This window comes from Actinacidiphila sp. bgisy160 (genome assembly GCF_965342435.1).
Classification (GTDB): domain Bacteria; phylum Actinomycetota; class Actinomycetes; order Streptomycetales; family Streptomycetaceae; genus Actinacidiphila.
The window spans coordinates 43,099-59,572 of record NZ_CBDRCM010000048.1 but is presented as its reverse complement, the minus strand read 5'-3'; the positions used below and the strand labels follow the sequence as shown (position 1 = coordinate 59,572).

Below are 16,474 nucleotides of genomic sequence, written 5' to 3'. Positions count from 1 at the left end.
CGGCCGGATGGCGGATGTTGTCGTTCACCCAGGCGACGACATCGGTGGTCGGAGTGCCCGGGGTGAAGATCGCGGCCACGCCCAGCTCCTGCAGCGGGGCGATGTCGTCCTCGGGGATGATCCCGCCGCCGAAGACCTTGATGTCCTCCGCCTCACGCTCGCGGAGCAGCTCGATCACCTTGGCGAAGAGCGTCATGTGGGCACCGGAGAGGATCGACAGGCCGACGCAATCGGCGTCCTCCTGGATCGCGGTGTCCACGATCTGCTCGGGCGTCTGGTGGAGACCGGTGTAGATGACCTCCATGCCGGCGTCCCGCAACGCTCGCGCGATGACCTTGGCCCCGCGGTCGTGGCCGTCCAGGCCCGGCTTGGCGACCACCACACGGATCGGTCCGGACACTCCCATCGCTGCCTCCATACACGATTGCTGCGCTCAGCGGGCACATGTGTGAACGAACGTTATCGTCAGCATCCCCCGTGCGGACAGTTTCACGAAGGGCCCCGAGGGGGAAATCACACATGGGACACGTTCACGTTAGAAACGCGTTCGGCCCGTGGTCGCCCTTCGTTCGGCAGGCGACACGGGCCGTCGCGTTCTCGGCGCACGGGGGACAGGGCCGTCTCCGTGTGCCCACGGGAGGTAGGCCATGGGCGTCCTGTCTTTCGGTGTCGGAGACCGCTTGGTCCGCCAGGCGGCCTACGTACGAGCCGCGGCGATCGAGATCGCCATCCTGACCGGTCATGTCTTCCTCTACCCGACCGGCATCTTCCAGGAACGCGGGCCGCAGCCGGCGGCCGGTGACTCCGAGGAACCGCCCCGCCTCCCCACCGCGGGCCGGAGCCATCCCCCGGTGCTGCTGCTGCACGGCTTCGTGGACAACCGTTCGGTGTTCGCGATGCTCCGCCGGTCGCTGCGGCGACACGGCTGGCCGCATGTGCAGGCGCTCAACTACTCGCCGCTGACCTGCGACATCCGTACGGCGGCGGCCCTCCTAGGGCGCCACGTCGAACAGATCTGCGAGCAGACGGGGCACCGCCGGGTCGACATCGTGGGCCACAGCCTGGGCGGACTCATCGCCCGCTACTACGCCCAGCGCCTGGGCGGCGACACGCGGGTGCGCACCGTGGTCACCCTGGGCACCCCGCACGCCGGGACGCGGGCCGCGCCGCTGCTGAACCCGCACCCGATCGTCCGCCAGATGCGGCCCAACTCCGACCTGATCGAGGAGCTTGCCAAGCCGGCGCCCGGCTGCCGCACCCGGTTCGTGGCGTTCTGGAGCGATCTGGACGAGCTGATGAGCCCGGTCGAGGCCGCCCGTCTCGACCACCCGGACCTCATCGCCCGCAACATCCACGTCGCGGGGGTCGGCCATCTGACCATGCCGGTCCACGCGGCCATCGCCGCCGGCGTCCGGCAGGCACTGCTGGGTGAGGAACTGGCGTCGGGGGCCGTGGACGCCGCCTGACGGCCTTGCCCCCATAAGCATCGAAAGGCCATCGAACACAAGCCATCGGGGATGCCTGAAACCCGCCGAAGATTGTGGGCCTCGCCTACTGGGGGATACAGTCGCCGCTAATTCTCCTGCTGCCGAGGCGAAAGAGAAGCGGTGAACGACCGTCATCCGGCGGGGTACGCCCCCGAGTACAGCGGCTATGGGCACGAGGGGCATTCCGACGCCTCGTACGCACCCATGGGTGCCGCTCACGCGGATGACGATCCACTCTTCGGCGCCTGCCAGGGGTACCCCGCCTACGACACGGGGTCCTACGCCACCCTCTCGTACGACACCACCGCGACCGGCTACTGGCCCTCGGGGCATGCCGCCGGGACCGCCGGCTACGGCGACCACACGGGCGCGACCACCGGCACCTGGTACCTGGACCCCTCGCAGACGCAGCCGACGGCGGCCTACGACTACACGCAGTACGAGCACTCGGCGGTCCACGCCGCCTACGAGGAGCCCGAGGCCGCCCACGGCCACACGCCCGAGACCGCCGCCTACGAGCAGCCGGTGCACTACGGGACCGGGGCGTACGCCCCGCAGTACGAGGCCGAGCCGTACGAGCCGGAACACTACGAAGCGGAACAGTACGAGCAGGATTCCTACGAGGCCGAGTCCCACGAGGCCTACGAGCCCGACGCCCACGACGCCCACGACGCCCGCGGCACCGCCGAGGACGACACCGAGGCGGAGCCGGAGCGCGGCGCCGATGACGGCGCAGCCCCGCCCGCCCTGCCCCGCCCGCGCAGCGGTGGCAGCGGCGGCGGGAGCCGCAGGCGCCGCCCGGCCCGGCGCTCCGCCCTGCTCACCGTCGCCGTCCCCTCCGTGGCGGTGATGGGCGTCGCCTGCGCGGCCGCCGTCACCGTCAACACCGACGACGCCGACAGCAGCCGCACCCAGGCCGACGGCGCCCCCGAGGCCGCCAACGCGCCGACCACGAAGCTCGACCAGCAGCTCGCCGGGGTCAACCGGGACGTCGACGACTTCACCGACCGCGCCAGCCGCAACCAGGAGCGCATCGACCTCAAGGAGCGCCAGGCGCTGGAGCGCGCGAAGAAGGCGGCGGAGGCGGCCCGCAAGGAGCAGTTGCGCCCCAAGTTCCTGCTCCCGGTCAAGGAGCACGGGCTGAGCGCCTACTTCGGCCAGGCGGGCGTGAACTGGATGTCGGTCCACACCGGCATCGACTTCCCGGTGGACTACGGCACACCGGTGATGGCCGCGACCGACGGCGTCGTGCGAACCCAGTGGAACAGCGCCTACGGCAACATGGCGATAGTGACCGCCCCGGACGGCACCGAGACCTGGTACTGCCACCTGAGCAGCACCAAGATCCGCTCGGGTTCGGTCAAGGCGGGCGATGTCATCGCCTACTCCGGCAATTCGGGCAACTCCACCGGACCGCACCTCCACTTCGAGGTGCGGCCCGCCGGCGGAGCGGCCATCGACCCGCTGCAGTGGCTGCTGAAGCACGGGATCGACCCGCGCTGAGCACCGGCCGGTCCCGCCGCCGCGGGACCGGGACGGGGACCGGGACTGCAACCGCTAGAGCTTCTCCACCGGCGCGTACCGCAGCAGCAGCACCTTGGGCCGCTCGTCGCCGAAGTCGATGGTGGCCTTGGCCTTCTCCCCGCTGCCGTCGACCGCGACGACTGTGCCCAGCCCGAACGTGTCGTGCGTGACCCGGTCCCCCACCGCCAGCGAGATGACCGGGCGGTCCTGGGTGCGCCGCGTCGCGAAACCGGAGGGACCGCTCTTCGACGGGGAACGCGACAGCATCGAGGCCGCCGCCGTCACCGAGGCGGAGGGCGCCGCGGAGGCACCCGTGCGCTTCCACTCGATGAGCGGCTCCGGGATCTCCTCCAGGAAGCGCGAGGGCGGGTTGTACGAGGGCTGGCCCCAGGCGCTGCGCATGGTCGACCGCGTCACGTACAGCCGCTGCCGTGCCCGCGTGATGCCGACGTAGGCGAGCCGCCGCTCCTCCTCCAGCTCCTTGGTCTGGCCGAGCGCGCGCATGTGCGGGAAGACCCCGTCCTCCATGCCGGTCAGGAAGACCACCGGGAACTCCAGGCCCTTGGCGGTGTGCAGGGTCATCAGCGTTATGACGCCGCCGCCCTCGTCGTCGTCCGGGATCTGGTCGGAGTCGGCGACCAGCGCGACCCGCTCCAGGAACTCGGCGAGCGTGCCGGGCTCCTCCTCGGTGCGCTCCTGCTCGAACTCCAGGGCCACCGCCGCGAGTTCCTGGAGGTTCTCGATGCGGGTCTCGTCCTGCGGGTCGGTGGAGGCCTGGAGCTCGGCCAGATAGCCCGTGCGCTCCAGCACCGCCTCCAGGACGGTGGCGGGGCCGGCGCCGGAGTCGACGACGGTGCGCAGCTCCTCCAGGAGCTCGTTGAAGCGCTTGACGGCGTTGACCGAGCGCGAGGCCATGCCGAAGGCCTCGTCGACCCGGCGCAGCGCGGCGGCGAAGGAGATCCGCTCGCGTGAGGCCAGGGCGTCGACCATGGCCTCGGCGCGCTCCCCGATACCGCGCTTGGGCACGTTGAGGATGCGGCGCAGCGGGACGGTGTCCTCGGGGTTGGCGAGCACCCGCAGGTAGGCCAGGACGTCCCGGACCTCCTTGCGCTCGTAGAAGCGGACCCCGCCGACGACCTTGTAGGGCAGGCCGACACGGATGAAGACCTCTTCGAAGACACGGGACTGCGCGTTGGTCCGGTAGAAGACCGCGACCTCGCCGGGGCGGGCTTCGCCGGCGTCGGTGAGGCGGTCGATCTCGTCGGCGATGTACTGCGCCTCGTCGTGCTCCTGGTCGGCGACGTAGCCCGTGATGACGGGGCCCTGCCCGGCCTCGGTCCACAGGTTCTTCGGCCGCCGGGAGGCGTTGCGCTCGATGACGGCGTTGGCGGCGGAGAGGATGTTCTGGGTGGAGCGGTAGTTCTGCTCCAGCAGGATGGTGCGGGCCTGCGGGTAGTCCTCCTCGAACTGGAGGATGTTGCGGATCGTGGCGCCGCGGAAGGCGTAGATGCTCTGGTCGGCGTCACCGACCACGCACAGCTCGGCGGGCTCCTCGCCCTCGCCTTGGCCCTCCCCGCTCCCCGTGCCGACCAGTTCGCGCACCAGGGTGTACTGCGCGTGGTTGGTGTCCTGGTACTCGTCGACCAGGACGTGGCGGAAGCGGCGCCGGTAGTGCTCGGCGACGTCCGGGAATGCCTGGAGCAGGTTGACCGTGGTCATGATGATGTCGTCGAAGTCGAGCGCGTTGGCCTCGCGCAGCCGCGACTGATACATCGCGTAGGCCTCGGCGAGCTTCTTCTCGAACGGGTTCTCGGCCTGGTCGGCGAAGGTCTCCTCGTCGATGAGCTCGTTCTTGAGGTTGGAGACCTTGGCGCTGAAGGACTTCGGCGGGAACTGCTTGGGATCCAGGTCCAGGTCGCGGCAGACCAGGGCCATCAGGCGCTTGGAGTCGGCCGCGTCGTAGATCGAGAAGCTGGAGGTGAAGCCGAGCCTCTTGGACTCCCGGCGCAGGATGCGGACGCACGCGCTGTGGAAGGTGGAGACCCACATCACATTGGCTCGCGGACCGACCAGCTGCTCGACACGCTCCTTCATCTCCCCGGCGGCCTTGTTGGTGAAGGTGATCGCCAGGATCTGCCCGGGGTGCACCTTGCGGGCGCCCAGCAGGTACGCGATGCGGTGGGTGAGCACCCGGGTCTTGCCGGAACCGGCACCGGCGACGATGAGCAGCGGGGAGCCGGTGTGCTCGACGGCGGCGCGCTGCTGCTCGTTGAGCCCGTCGAGCAGCGCGGCCGGGTCGACGGCCGGGCGGGGGGCGCCGTCCCGGTAGTAGGCGTCCCTGTCGACGGGCGCGTCGAAGCGCCCCTCGAAGAGGTCGTCGGGGACCGTGCCGGGCTCGTCCTCGGGAGGCGGCGGGGGCTCCTCCTCCCTCGGTTCGAGGCCGGCCAGGAAGCTGTCGTCAAAGAGGCTGCTCATCGCCTCCCGAGTCTAGGCCGTGGGACGGACAGCGTTGCGCCGCTTGCCCGACCCCGACCCCGTCCCCGTCCCCGTCCCCGTCACGACCCTTCGCGGCCCGGATGGTGAAGGTCACGAAATGATTGCGGACAATTCGAGCACCAGGGTTCCCACAGGCCCCCGCAGTTGACTACCGTGCCGGATCAGGCGGTCCGCTCCACGCGGCGGCGACCGTGCCGTCACGGGCCGCCTCCGCTGAGTCCGGCGACCGCCGGAGCCGGGGACCCAACGACCTTGGGGTGAATCGGTCCGTACGAGCGCGACGCGCCCGCACGGACCGTAGGGCGGCCTTCCGAAGCCCGAACCCGACAGCTAACCCGGTAGGCGGTCCACGGAAGGAGCCGCCTGACTTGGCGACGCACCGCAAGCCGCGCCCGCGCGCGCTGACCGTCCCCGGTCCCCGGACCGCGGTGGGCCTCACGACCGCCGCGCTGGCGACCGTCACTCTCTTCGGCGAGAGCGCGAGCGCGGCGCCCGCCTCACCCGACAAACCCTCCATCACCGAGGTCAAGGCCCAGGTCGACAAGCTCTACCACCAGGCCGAGGCCGCCACCGAGCGCTACAACGGCGCCAAGGAGCAGACCGAGCAGCAGCGCACGCGCGCCGACGCGCTGCTCGACCAGGTGGCCCGAAAGACCGAGACGCTCAACGCCGCCCGCCGCACCATCGGCGAGTACGCCGCGGCGCAGTACCGCGGCGGCGGCCTGGACGGGACGACGACCTTCCTGCTCACCTCCGACCCGCAGCAGTTCCTGGACCAGGCGCACCTGATGGACCGCCTGTCCGACCGCCAGGAGCACGCGCTGGAGACCTTCCGCTCCGAGCAGGCCGAGACCACGGCCAAGCGCGCCGAGGCCGTCGAGAGCCTGCAGAGGCTGACCGAGGCGCAGCAGCGGCTGAACGCGGAGAAGACCGCGGTCAAGCAGAAGCTCGCCGCGGCGCAGAAGCTGCTGAACAGCCTCACCGCCCAGGAGAAGGCGCGGCTGGCGGCGCTGGAGAAGAAGCGCCGGGAGGAGGCCGCCGCGAAGGCCGCGGAGATCGCCGCCAAGGAGAAGGCCGCGCAGGAGGCGGCGGCGAAGGAGGGGGCCTCATCGGGCTCGTCCACCGGCTCGACGGCCCCGGCGTCCGGCACCTACGCCGCCAAGGCGGCCAAGGCGATCGAGTTCGCGCGCGCCCAGCTGGGCAAGCCGTATGTGTACGGCGCCACCGGCCCGAACTCCTACGACTGCTCCGGCCTGACCCAGGCCGCCTGGGGCGCCGCGGGCGTCTCGATCCCCCGCACCACCTACGACCAGGTCGACTTCGGCAGCCGCGTCGGCGCGGACCAGCTGCAACCCGGCGACCTGGTCTTCTTCTACTCGGACGTCACCCACGTCGGCCTCTACATCGGCGGCGGCGAGATGATCCACGCCCCCCACACCGGGACCGTGGTGAAGATCGCCCCGATCACGGAGATGCCGATCTACGGCTACGCCCGGATGGCCTGACCCCCGCCCGGACGGCCTGAGCCCGAGCCCGGCCCGTCCCCGCGGCCGGGTTCAGGTCCACAGCACCGCGATGAAGATGTTGGCGGTGGTCAGCGCACCCACGGTGCCGAAGGCCGCCGCCGGCACCTTCTCCTCGTCCCGCTTGACGTAGACCAGGCCGAGGATCACCACCAGGATCGCGAGCTTCACGCCGATCTTGATGTTGTCGACCGGCTGGTCGTCGGCCTGGTTGAGGCCGACCAGCAGCGCGCCGGTGACCAGCATGGTCAGCGCGCCGTGCAGCATGCCCGGCACGAAACGGGCCTCGCCGCGGCCCATGGCCTTCATCTGGGTGAGGAAGCCGCCCAGCAGGGCGGCGATGCCGATGATGTGCAGACCGACGATCAGGTTGATGAGTACGTCCATGACTCAGGACCCTAGCCAGGCTCTTATCAGCAACCGGCACCGAGGTCGCCCTCTCACGTCATATCGGTCACGGCCGGACCACAAGTGACCAGGTCACCCGTCGAACAGCGGTCATCCGTGGGCAGACCGCGGCCGAATCGGACCAGTCCCGTACAGTCCGGAGCCCCCTCGGGCGGCCAGGTTTAGCGTCCTGCACCAGGTGGCCGATCCCCACTGCCGCGAGGACCCCGTCCCCGGCACGGCCGCCCCCGCCGAAGGTCCGGCGGTGGACGGCTCCCCGTCCGCCCGCCGCCGGACCGCCGGGGGGCGTACGGACAGCCCGGAAGGAGTGACGGCGCGTGGCGTCGCACAGAAGGCCCAAGCAACGCGGCCTGTCAGGCACGACCGCGCGCACCGCGGCCGGTCTCGCCCTGGCGGGCGCGGCCTCCGTGACCTTGTTCGGGGAGGCCGGGCACGCCGAGCCCCGGCTGACCACGGACGAGGCCAGGGCTCGGGTGGACCGGCTGTACGAGGAGGCCGAGCAGGCCACCGAGCGGTACAACGGCGCGAAGGAGAAGGCGGACACGGCCACCGAGCGGATCGAGAGCCTGCAGGACGAGCTCGCCCGCAGGACCGAGCGCCTGAACAGCACCCGCGACGGTCTCGGCTCCCTCGTCACCGCGCAGTACCGCAGCGGTGGCATCGACCCCGCCGTCCAGCTGGCCCTCGCCTCCTCCCCCGGCGACTACCTGGAACGCGCCGGGATGCTGGACCGGATGAGCAGCCGTCAGAATGCCGCGCTGCGCGCCCTGTCGGCCCAGCGGCGGGACATCGAGCAGCTGCGCGCCGAGGCGGGCGCCGAGCTCGACGAGCTGCGCGGCACCCGCGCAGAACTCGCCCGCCACAAGCGCACCGTGGAGCAGCGCCTGGCCTCCGCGCGGCAGTTGCTCGGCCGTCTCACCGCCGGCCAGCGCGCCGAGGTACTGTCCTCGGGGGGCCACGGTTCCGCCGACCCGGCCCGCGTCGGCCGCGGCGCCGCCGGCTCCCGCGCCGGCCTGGCGCCCGCCGCCGCCCCCAACGCGCGCGCCGCCCGTGCCGTCTCCTTCGCCTACGACTCCCTCGGGCTGCCCTACGTCTGGGGCGCCACCGGGCCCTCGTCGTACGACTGCTCGGGCTTCACGCAGGCCGCGTGGCGGGCGGGCGGGGTGTCCCTGCCGCGCACGACGTACACCCAGATCAACGCGGGCACCCGGATCCCCCGCTCCCAACTGCAGCCCGGTGACCTGGTGTTCTTCTACTCAGGGATCAGCCACGTCGGCCTCTACGTCGGCAACGGCATGATGATCCACGCCCCCCGCACCGGTGACGTCGTCAAGCTCGCCCCGGTCGACCAGATGCCCTTCGCGGGCGCCACGCGTCCGGCGTGACACCCGCGGCGTGACACCCGCGGCGTGACACCCGCGGCCGCGGGGCCTCAGACCAGCCGGCGCGCGGTCGCCCAGCGGGTGAGTTCGTGCCGGTTGCTGAGCTGCAGCTTGCGCAGCACGGCCGACACGTGCGACTCGACCGTCTTCACCGAGATGTAGAGCTGCTTGGCGACTTCCTTGTACGCGTAGCCGCGCGCGATCAGCCGCAGCACCTCGCGCTCGCGCTGGGTCAGCCGGTCCAGGTCCTCGTCGACCGGCGGGGCGTCGGTGGAGGCGAAGGCGTCCAGGACGAATCCCGCCAGCCGGGGCGAGAAGACCGCGTCGCCGTCGGCGACCCGGAAGACCGAACTGACCAGGTCGGGACCGGTGATGGTCTTGGTGACGTAGCCGCGGGCGCCGCCGCGGATCACCCCGATGACGTCCTCGGCGGCGTCGGAGACCGACAGCGCCAGGAAGCGCACCGGGTGTTCGGCGTCGCCCATGAGCCCCGCACAGCGCTTGAGGACCTCGACCCCGCCGCCGCCCGGCAGGTGGACGTCGAGCAGGACGACGTCGGGCCGCGTGGCGGTGATGACGGAGACCGCCTGGTCCACGTCGGCGGCCTCGCCGACCACGTCGACCCCGGTCCGCTCGGTCTCGCCGATCTCGGCCTGCACCCCGGTGCGGAACATCCGGTGGTCGTCGACGAGGACGACCCTCACGCGTCGCTCCGTGCTCATGACGACCTCCCTGGTCCCTGGGCCCTGTCCATCTCCAGCTCCACTTCCGTCCCCCCGCCCGGTGCGGAGCGCAGCCGCGCCTCGCCGCCGTTGCGCCGCATCCGGCCGATGATCGACTCCCGGACGCCCATCCTGTCCGACGGTACGTCCTCGAGGTCGAAGCCGGGGCCGCGGTCGCGGACCGATACGAAGACCTTGCTCTCCTCGACCTCCGCGTACACCTGCACGGCTTCGTCCCCACCGTACTTGGCGGCGTTGACCATGGCCTCGCGGGCCGCCTGCATCTGCGCCACCAGCCGTTCGTCGAGCGGGCAGTCGCCGACGCACACCACCTCGACAGGGACGCCGTGCGCGTCCTCCACCTCGGCCGCGGCCCGGCGCACCGCCTCGGCCAGCGTGGCGGGCTCGTCGTCCTTGCCGTTGCCCTCGGGCCGGTAGAGCCAGGCCCGCAGCTCCCGTTCCTGCGCGCGGGCCAGCCGGGCGACCTCGCGAGGGTCCTCGGCGTGCCGCTGGATGAGGGTCAGGGTGTGCAGCACGGAGTCGTGGACGTGCGCGGCGACCTCGGCCCGCTCCTGCGCGCGGATGCGGGCGAGACGCTCGGCGGACAGGTCCTGGGTCATGCGCACGAGGTATGGTCCGGCGATCAGCGCCGCGCCGACCAGCACGGCGAGCGCGGCCTGGAGGATGGTGCCCAGGTGGCTGACCGAACCCTGCACGACGAGGAAGCCGGTCACGCCCACGCCGACCAGGATCACCCCGGCGGCGCCGCGGGCGAACGGCAGCAGCCTCTTGCGGCGGCTCAGCTCGGCCCATCGGGCGCGGCGGGCGTTGTCCGCCTGCCGCCACACCAGGGCGACGCCGAGCCCGATCAGCAGCAGCGGCCAGACGTAGGCGTTGGCCCTGCCGAGGTTGAGGTTGTCCAGCAGGATGCCGAGGCCCATGGCGAGCGCGATGAGCGCGACGATCTGGCCCCGGTCGGGCCTGCGTCCGGCGAGCCAGGAGCGGGCGTCGCGCGGCTCCTTGGCCTCGACGACCCCGCCGACGCCGAGCGGCACCACGAACCAGAAGACCGCGTACAGCAGGATGCCGAGGCCCTGGATGGTGGCCAGGACGACGAAGACGACCCGCACCCAGGCCACGGGCAGTCCGAGGTGCCCGGCCAGCCCGCGGGCGACGCCGCCGATCATCCGGCCCTCGGAGCTGCGGTAGAGCCTGCGGACCGGGGACTCGGCCGGGTCCGGCGGCGCGAAGTACGACGCCCCGTTGGGCGGGCTGGTCGGCGGTCCGGCGGCTGGCATGTCCCGATCGTCACACGTTTCGCCCACGGTGGGTATCAGGGTTGGCCCCCATGCGGCGTCAGGGTCGTTCCGGATACCGGCACACGTCCCGGGCCGCCACCATGGAGCCATGACGGAGCAGTACACGCAGACGGAGGCGGCCGGCTCACCGCCGGGCCGGCGGCTGGCGCGCTGCCGCGAGCGCAAGGTGATCGCCGGCGTCTGCGAGGGCGCGGGACGGTACTTCGACATCGACCCGGTGGTCTTCCGGATCGTGCTCGGCGTCCTGGCGCTCACCGGCGGCCTCGGGCTGGTGGCCTACGGCCTGGCGTGGCTGCTCGTCCCGCTGGAGGGGGACACCGAGAGCGAGGCGCACCGGCTGCTGTCCGGGCGGGTGGAGGGGACCGCGCTGACCGCGGTGCTGGTCGCGCTGGTCGGCTGCGGGCTGTTCCTGTCGATGCTGGGCAGCGGTGGCAACCTGGCCTTCTCGCTGGGACTGCTGGCGGCCTTCGCCGGCGCCGTGTACTGGTCGGTGCACCGGCGCCAGGCGACCGAGACGCCGGCGCAGCCGATGGCACCGCCGCCGACCCAGCCGCCGCCGCGCCCCGCCACCGCGGCGTGGTGGAAGGAGCCCTCGGTCGAGGACGCACCCCCGGTACCGGGGCCGGGCGGCTATCTGTGGGGGCCGGACGACGGTCCGGCGGACGCGGAACGCGACCGCCGCGAGTGGCGGGACCGGCGGCGGGCGGTGCGGCGCGAGAGCGCCTGGCTCGGTGTGCTCGTGTTCTTCCTCGCGGCGGCGGCCGCCGCGGGCGGCCTGGCCGCGTCCTGGTCGTCCCAGCCGCTGGCCACCAGCGTGCAGATCGGCCTCGGCTGCGCGCTGGCCGTGTTCGGCCTGGGCTTCGTGGTCAGCACCTGGTGGGGGCGGCTCGGCGGCGGCACCGTCTTCGTGGTGCTGCTGACCGCGGCGCTGCTGGTGGGCTCCACGACGCTGCCGCGGTCGGTCGGCACCGACTGGAAGCAGCGCACCTGGACGCCCGCCACGCTCTCGGCGGTGCGGGACTCGTACGAGCTGGGCACCGGCCGGGCGACGCTGGACCTGTCGAAGCTGCAGCCGGGCGGACGCACCGTCGCGACGCGGGCCCAGGTCGGCGCGGGGCAGCTGGTGGTCAGGGTCCCGGAGGACGTCACGCTGCGGATGCACGTCCAGGTGGGCGTGGGCGACGTGCAGTTGCCCGGCGAGAAGGAGAAGGACATCGACGTCCAGCCCGGCCTGAACCGCAAGGTGACCCTGGACCCGGTGGACGGACGGAAGTCCGAGGGCACGGTGGAGCTGGACGTCGAAGTGGGCGTCGGACAGGTGAAGGTGGTGCAGTTCCCGTGAGACGGCATCGGTTCGCGCCCTCGGCGCTCCTGACCGGCCTGGTCCTGCTGGGGCTGGCCGCGGTGTTCCTGCTCGACGCCGCGGGCGAGGTGTCGCTGTCCCCGCGCGCCGCGGTGCCCCTGACCTGTGCGGGTCTGGGACTCGCGGCACTCGGGGCGGTCACCGCGCGGGTGGCCCGGGGACGGGCCGCCGCCCGGCGCTCAGGCCGGCCCGCGCCGTCCCCCGCCGCGCCGTCCGGCGATCATGGCGTCGAGGGACAGTAGCGGGGCGCCGGCGAGGAGCAGCGGCAGCCAGGCCATCAGGTAGGCCAGGTCGTTGCCGTAGTAGTACGGCTGGGTGGCCCAGCTGACGGTGAGCCACAGGCTCAGCGAGATCAGCACCCCGCCCAGGGCGGCGATCCTGCTGAGCAGGCCGACCAGCGTGCCGATGCCGACGGCGATCTCGCCGAGGGCGATCGCGTAGCCGAAGCCGTGCGGGTTCTTCAGGGCCAGGTCGACCATGGCCGGGATCGCGGCACTGCCGCGCACCGCGTTCAGGGTGCCCACGAGCGATCCCGGGGCACTGTCGTTGAGGAAGGTGTCGGACATCAGCTTGTCGAAGCCGGCGTAGACGAAGGTCACGCCGAGGAAGATGCGCAGCGGCAGCAGCGCGTAGCGCCGTGCCGTGTCCCGCCACGGTCCCTGGCTGGGGTACCGCTCCGTGTCTCTCGTTCCGCTCATGCCCGTTATGCCCGTCACGCTCATGACGTCCGCCCTCTCACACCGCAGGTGCCGTGAACCCCCTCCCGGACCGATTCTCCAGGAGCGCCCTGAGAGATACGTGGGCGAAGCGGCCGTTGTTCAATCGAAAAGCTCTGAATTATCGCGAGCTATCCGTTCGTAGGTGGGCTGGTAGTTGATCCAGGCGACCAGATCGTGTCCCAATTGCTCGCGCGTGGCGAGCGCGTCCTCGTGCGCGATCCACACCGGCTTGCCCGCCGCCTTGGCGCTGAGCTGCACCTGGCAGGACTTCTCCATCGTCATGAACCACCACGCCGCCGCGTCCACGGTCTCGCCGACCGTCAGGAGCCCGTGGTTGCGCAGCACGACCGCCTTGTACGCGCCCAGGACCTCCGCGATGCGCCGGGCCTGCGCCTCGTCCACGACGACCCCGGTGTAGGTGTCGAACAGGGCGTGGTCCTCGTAGAAGGCGCAGGCGTCCTGGGTGATCGGCTCCAGCCGTTCCCCGACCGCGGCCAGCGCCCGGCCGTAGGTCGAATGGCTGTGCGCGACGGCCGTCACGTCGGGCCGTGCGGTGTGCACATGGGCGTGGATGGTGAAGGCCGCCTGGTTGACGTGGTGCCGGCCCTCGACGACGGCGCCGTACTGGTTGACCAGGATCAGCTCGCCCACGGTGAGGTGCCCGAACGGCACCCCGAAGGGGTTCACCCAGAAGTGGTCCGGCAGCTCCGGATCGCGCACGGTGATGTGCCCCGACACTCCGTCCTCGAACCCCAGCTCCGCGAACGCCCGCAGCGCCACGACCAGCCGCTCCTTGCGGTGCCTGCGCTCGGCCGCGGGGTCCTCGAAGGTGGGCGGGAGGGCGAAGTGCAGCTGATCGGGGGGTACGGGTCGGGGCGCGGTGTCGGTCATGGCGCGGAAGTTACCCCGAGGTACCGCAGATGAACAGGGGCGATACCAGGTTTCCCCGGTATCGCCCCAAGCCTGCCCCACGCCTGGGGCTACTCCCACTCGATGGTGCCCGGGGGCTTGCTGGTGACGTCCAGCACGACGCGGTTGACGTCGGCCACCTCGTTGGTGATCCGGGTCGAGATCCGGGCCAGCACCTCGTACGGCAGCCGCGACCAGTCCGCGGTCATGGCGTCCTCGCTGGAGACCGGGCGCAGCACGATGGGGTGACCGTAGGTGCGGCCGTCACCCTGCACGCCCACCGAGCGGACGTCGGCGAGCAGGACGACCGGGCACTGCCAGATGTCGCGGTCGAGGCCGGCCGCGGTCAGCTCCTCGCGGGCGATCGCGTCGGCCTCGCGCAGCAGGTCGAGGCGCTCCTTGGTGACCTCGCCGACGATGCGGATGCCCAGGCCCGGGCCCGGGAAGGGCTGGCGCTGGACGATCTCCTCGGGCAGGCCGAGCTCCTGGCCGACCATGCGGACCTCGTCCTTGAACAGCTTGCGCAGCGGCTCGACGAGCTGGAACTGCAGGTCCTCGGGGAGGCCGCCCACGTTGTGGTGGGACTTGATGTTGGCCGTTCCGGTGCCGCCGCCGGACTCCACCACGTCCGGGTAGAGGGTGCCCTGCACCAGGAACTCCACCGACTCGCCGTGGGCGCCGGCCTCGGCGACGATCTCGCTCGCGGCCTGCTCGAAGACCCGGATGAACTCCCGGCCGATGATCTTGCGCTTCTCCTCCGGGTCGGACACCCCGGCGAGCGCGGTCAGAAAGCGCTCCTGCGCGTCGACGACCTTCAGCTGGACGCCGGTGGCCGCCACGAAGTCCTTCTCGACCTGCTCGGACTCGCCCTTGCGCATCAGGCCGTGGTCGACGTACACGCAGGTGAGGCGGTCGCCGATGGCCTTGTTGACCAGGGCCGCGGCCACCGCGGAGTCCACGCCGCCGGACAGGCCGCAGATGGCGCGCTTGTCGCCGACCTGGGCGCGGATCGCGGCGATCTGCTCCTCGACCACGTTGTGCGTGGTCCAGTCCGGGGCGATGCCGGCGCCGCGGTAGAGGAAGTGCTCCAGCACCTGCTGGCCGTGGTCGGAGTGCAGGACCTCGGGGTGGTACTGGACGCCGTAGAGCTTCTTCCCGTCGTTCTCGAACGCGGCCACGGGCACCAGGTCCGTGGAGGCGGAGACGGTGAAGCCCTCCGGGGCGGCGGTGCAGGTGTCGCCGTGCGACATCCACACCGACTGCTCCGCCGGGGTGCCCTCGAAGAGCGTGGAACCGGTCTTGCCGACGTGCAGCGGGGTACGGCCGTACTCACGGGCCCCGGTGTTGTCGACGGTGCCGCCGAGGGTGATCGCCATCAGCTGGAAGCCGTAGCACATGCCGAAGACGGGGACGCCCGCCTCGAACAGGGCCCGGTCCAGCCGCGGGGCGTGCTCGGCGTACACGGACGAGGGGCCGCCCGACAGGATGATCGCCGCGGGCCGCTTGGCCAGCATCTCCTCGACCGGCATCGTGCTCGGCACGATCTCGCTGTAGACCCGGGCCTCGCGGACGCGGCGGGCGATGAGCTGGGCGTACTGCGCCCCGAAGTCAACGACGAGGACGGTGTCGGGGGCGGCTGGGGTCGCTGATGCCACGGTGGGCCTTCCGGCGGTGTCGAACGTGGGGTCCCCACCGAGTCTACCGGGGCCCACGGCTTTACTTCCCCGGCCCAAGGGCCCACACTGTGCGACATGCTGCACAGCACGCACTTCGCGTTTACCTATGGCACCGGCTGGTCCGGCTGCCACGGTCGTGCTGTCTGAGCGAGGAAACGCATCCAGACGTCACCAGGCGCCCCGGGCCACAAGGCCCGGGGCGCCTGGCGTTTCCCGTCCCGGGCGGCCCGGGGGGCCCGGCCCCCGAGGAGGAACCCCATGAGCGGCACCCCGGCAGCACCGCGCACCACCGACCCGACCGCCGTCATCGCGGACGCCCGCGAGCGGATCGACGACCTCGACGCGCGGATCATCGCGCTGGTGAGGGAACGGATGACGGTCTCGGCCGGCATCCAGCGCGCCCGCATCGAGTCCGGCGGCCGCCGGGTGCACCTCTCCCGCGAGATGGACATCCTCCGCCGCTACAGCGACCAGCTGGGCAAGCCCGGCACCGCCCTCGCCATGACCCTGCTGGAGCTGTGCCGCGGCCGGGTCTGAAACCCGCGTGGCACCGGCCCTGTGACCCGTTCGGGGGGCATCACCCGTACGGCACGTGACCGCCTACGGATGCCTTCGTTGAATCCGGTGTCCGTGCCAGCCAGGCGCGGTCACCCTGGGCCAGGGAAGCAAGGACGTCGAACACCACGCGTGGACACCGCTCAGACGCAGCTGGGCGGGGTGCCACCGGAGCGATGAGGCGCGCCCGCGCGAGTGGAAGCAATGCGGCCGCGTCGTGGGACCTCGCTCCGGTGATCAGTGACCGGACGGCAGGGGACAGCAGCCCGGTCGCGACTCAAAGTGGCGGTCGGTTCCGGGGACGCCGGGGACCGGCCGCTCTGCGAGGAACACACTACTCATTTCGCGGCACTTGAGCAGGTATCCGACCCTCGATCGAGTGAGTCGGACC

At 71.8% G+C, this 16,474-nt stretch carries 15 protein-coding genes and 1 riboswitch; of the genes, 7 read left to right on the top strand and 8 right to left on the bottom strand.

Going from position 1 to position 16,474, the window contains the following annotated elements; all coding sequences use genetic code 11:
* A partial coding sequence (locus ACRWNP_RS28960; protein WP_431966469.1) for a cobalamin B12-binding domain-containing protein occupies positions 1–406 on the bottom strand: 406 nt, incomplete at its 3' end.
* Positions 407–647: 241 nt separating this feature from the next.
* Here ACRWNP_RS28960 and ACRWNP_RS28955 point away from each other — a divergent pair.
* Both ACRWNP_RS28955 and ACRWNP_RS28950 read left to right on the top strand, forming a co-directional pair.
* Entirely contained in the window at positions 648–1,466 is an 819-nt protein-coding gene (locus ACRWNP_RS28955; RefSeq protein ID WP_431966467.1) for an esterase/lipase family protein, read from the top strand.
* A gap of 141 nt (positions 1,467–1,607) precedes the next feature.
* Positions 1,608–2,990 carry a M23 family metallopeptidase gene (locus ACRWNP_RS28950; RefSeq protein WP_431966465.1) on the top strand — a complete coding sequence of 461 codons (1,383 nt, stop codon included), beginning with the start codon at positions 1,608–1,610 and terminating at the stop codon, positions 2,988–2,990.
* 54 nt (positions 2,991–3,044) lie between these two features.
* Here the strand turns inward: ACRWNP_RS28950 and pcrA are convergent, their stop codons facing one another.
* Positions 3,045–5,486: a DNA helicase PcrA gene (gene pcrA / locus ACRWNP_RS28945; RefSeq protein ID WP_431966463.1), complete on the bottom strand. Its 2,442-nt coding sequence runs from the start codon at positions 5,484–5,486 to the stop codon at positions 3,045–3,047.
* Between the two features lie 222 nt (positions 5,487–5,708).
* A riboswitch (cyclic di-AMP (ydaO/yuaA leader) is annotated at positions 5,709–5,867 on the top strand.
* Between the two features lie 8 nt (positions 5,868–5,875).
* Here pcrA and ACRWNP_RS28940 point away from each other — a divergent pair.
* Positions 5,876–7,012 (top strand): NlpC/P60 family protein, encoded by a 1,137-nt coding sequence (locus tag ACRWNP_RS28940; protein ID WP_431966461.1) that lies wholly within the window; start codon positions 5,876–5,878, stop codon positions 7,010–7,012.
* Positions 7,013–7,063: 51 nt separating this feature from the next.
* Here ACRWNP_RS28940 and ACRWNP_RS28935 read toward each other — a convergent pair whose 3' ends face one another.
* Positions 7,064–7,417 (bottom strand): hypothetical protein, encoded by a 354-nt coding sequence (locus ACRWNP_RS28935; RefSeq protein ID WP_431966459.1) that lies wholly within the window; start codon positions 7,415–7,417, stop codon positions 7,064–7,066.
* Positions 7,418–7,755: 338 nt separating this feature from the next.
* Between ACRWNP_RS28935 and ACRWNP_RS28930 the strand changes: the two genes are divergently transcribed.
* The gene (locus tag ACRWNP_RS28930) at positions 7,756–8,823 is read left to right on the top strand and encodes an NlpC/P60 family protein (RefSeq protein WP_431966457.1); all 1,068 of its coding nucleotides are present in this window, start codon (positions 7,756–7,758) and stop codon (positions 8,821–8,823) included.
* Between the two features lie 47 nt (positions 8,824–8,870).
* On the opposite strand, the gene ACRWNP_RS28925 is transcribed toward ACRWNP_RS28930, so the two are convergent.
* A complete protein-coding gene (locus ACRWNP_RS28925) occupies positions 8,871–9,542 on the bottom strand; it encodes a LuxR C-terminal-related transcriptional regulator (protein WP_431966455.1) in 672 nt (223 codons plus the stop codon).
* Entirely contained in the window at positions 9,539–10,840 is a 1,302-nt protein-coding gene (locus ACRWNP_RS28920) for a PspC domain-containing protein (protein ID WP_431966453.1), read from the bottom strand. Before ACRWNP_RS28920 ends, ACRWNP_RS28925 begins: the two co-directional genes overlap by 4 nt.
* 109 nt (positions 10,841–10,949) lie before the next feature.
* On the opposite strand from ACRWNP_RS28920, the gene ACRWNP_RS28915 reads away from it, so the two are divergent.
* Positions 10,950–12,203, top strand: a complete 1,254-nt coding sequence (locus ACRWNP_RS28915; RefSeq protein WP_431966451.1) for a PspC domain-containing protein — start codon at positions 10,950–10,952, stop codon at positions 12,201–12,203.
* Complete coding sequence (locus ACRWNP_RS28910; protein WP_431966449.1) at positions 12,200–12,466, top strand: hypothetical protein; 267 nt, start codon at positions 12,200–12,202, stop codon at positions 12,464–12,466. Before ACRWNP_RS28915 ends, ACRWNP_RS28910 begins: the two co-directional genes overlap by 4 nt.
* Here ACRWNP_RS28910 and ACRWNP_RS28905 read toward each other — a convergent pair.
* The 3 genes from ACRWNP_RS28905 to guaA all read right to left on the bottom strand — a co-directional run bounded on the left by ACRWNP_RS28905 (position 12,404) and on the right by guaA (position 15,507).
* On the bottom strand, positions 12,404–12,922 hold the full coding sequence (locus ACRWNP_RS28905; protein WP_431966446.1) for a DoxX family protein: 519 nt from the start codon (positions 12,920–12,922) through the stop codon (positions 12,404–12,406). The genes ACRWNP_RS28910 and ACRWNP_RS28905 overlap by 63 nt on opposite strands.
* A 120-nt stretch (positions 12,923–13,042) precedes the next feature.
* Entirely contained in the window at positions 13,043–13,834 is a 792-nt protein-coding gene (locus tag ACRWNP_RS28900) for a class II aldolase/adducin family protein (RefSeq protein WP_431966444.1), read from the bottom strand.
* A gap of 89 nt (positions 13,835–13,923) precedes the next feature.
* Positions 13,924–15,507: a glutamine-hydrolyzing GMP synthase gene (guaA, locus tag ACRWNP_RS28895; protein WP_431966442.1), complete on the bottom strand. Its 1,584-nt coding sequence runs from the start codon at positions 15,505–15,507 to the stop codon at positions 13,924–13,926.
* Between the two features lie 279 nt (positions 15,508–15,786).
* Here guaA and ACRWNP_RS28890 point away from each other — a divergent pair, with 279 nt between their 5' ends.
* Entirely contained in the window at positions 15,787–16,065 is a 279-nt protein-coding gene (locus tag ACRWNP_RS28890; RefSeq protein ID WP_431966440.1) for a chorismate mutase, read from the top strand.
* The last annotated feature ends 409 nt before the right edge of the window (positions 16,066–16,474 follow it).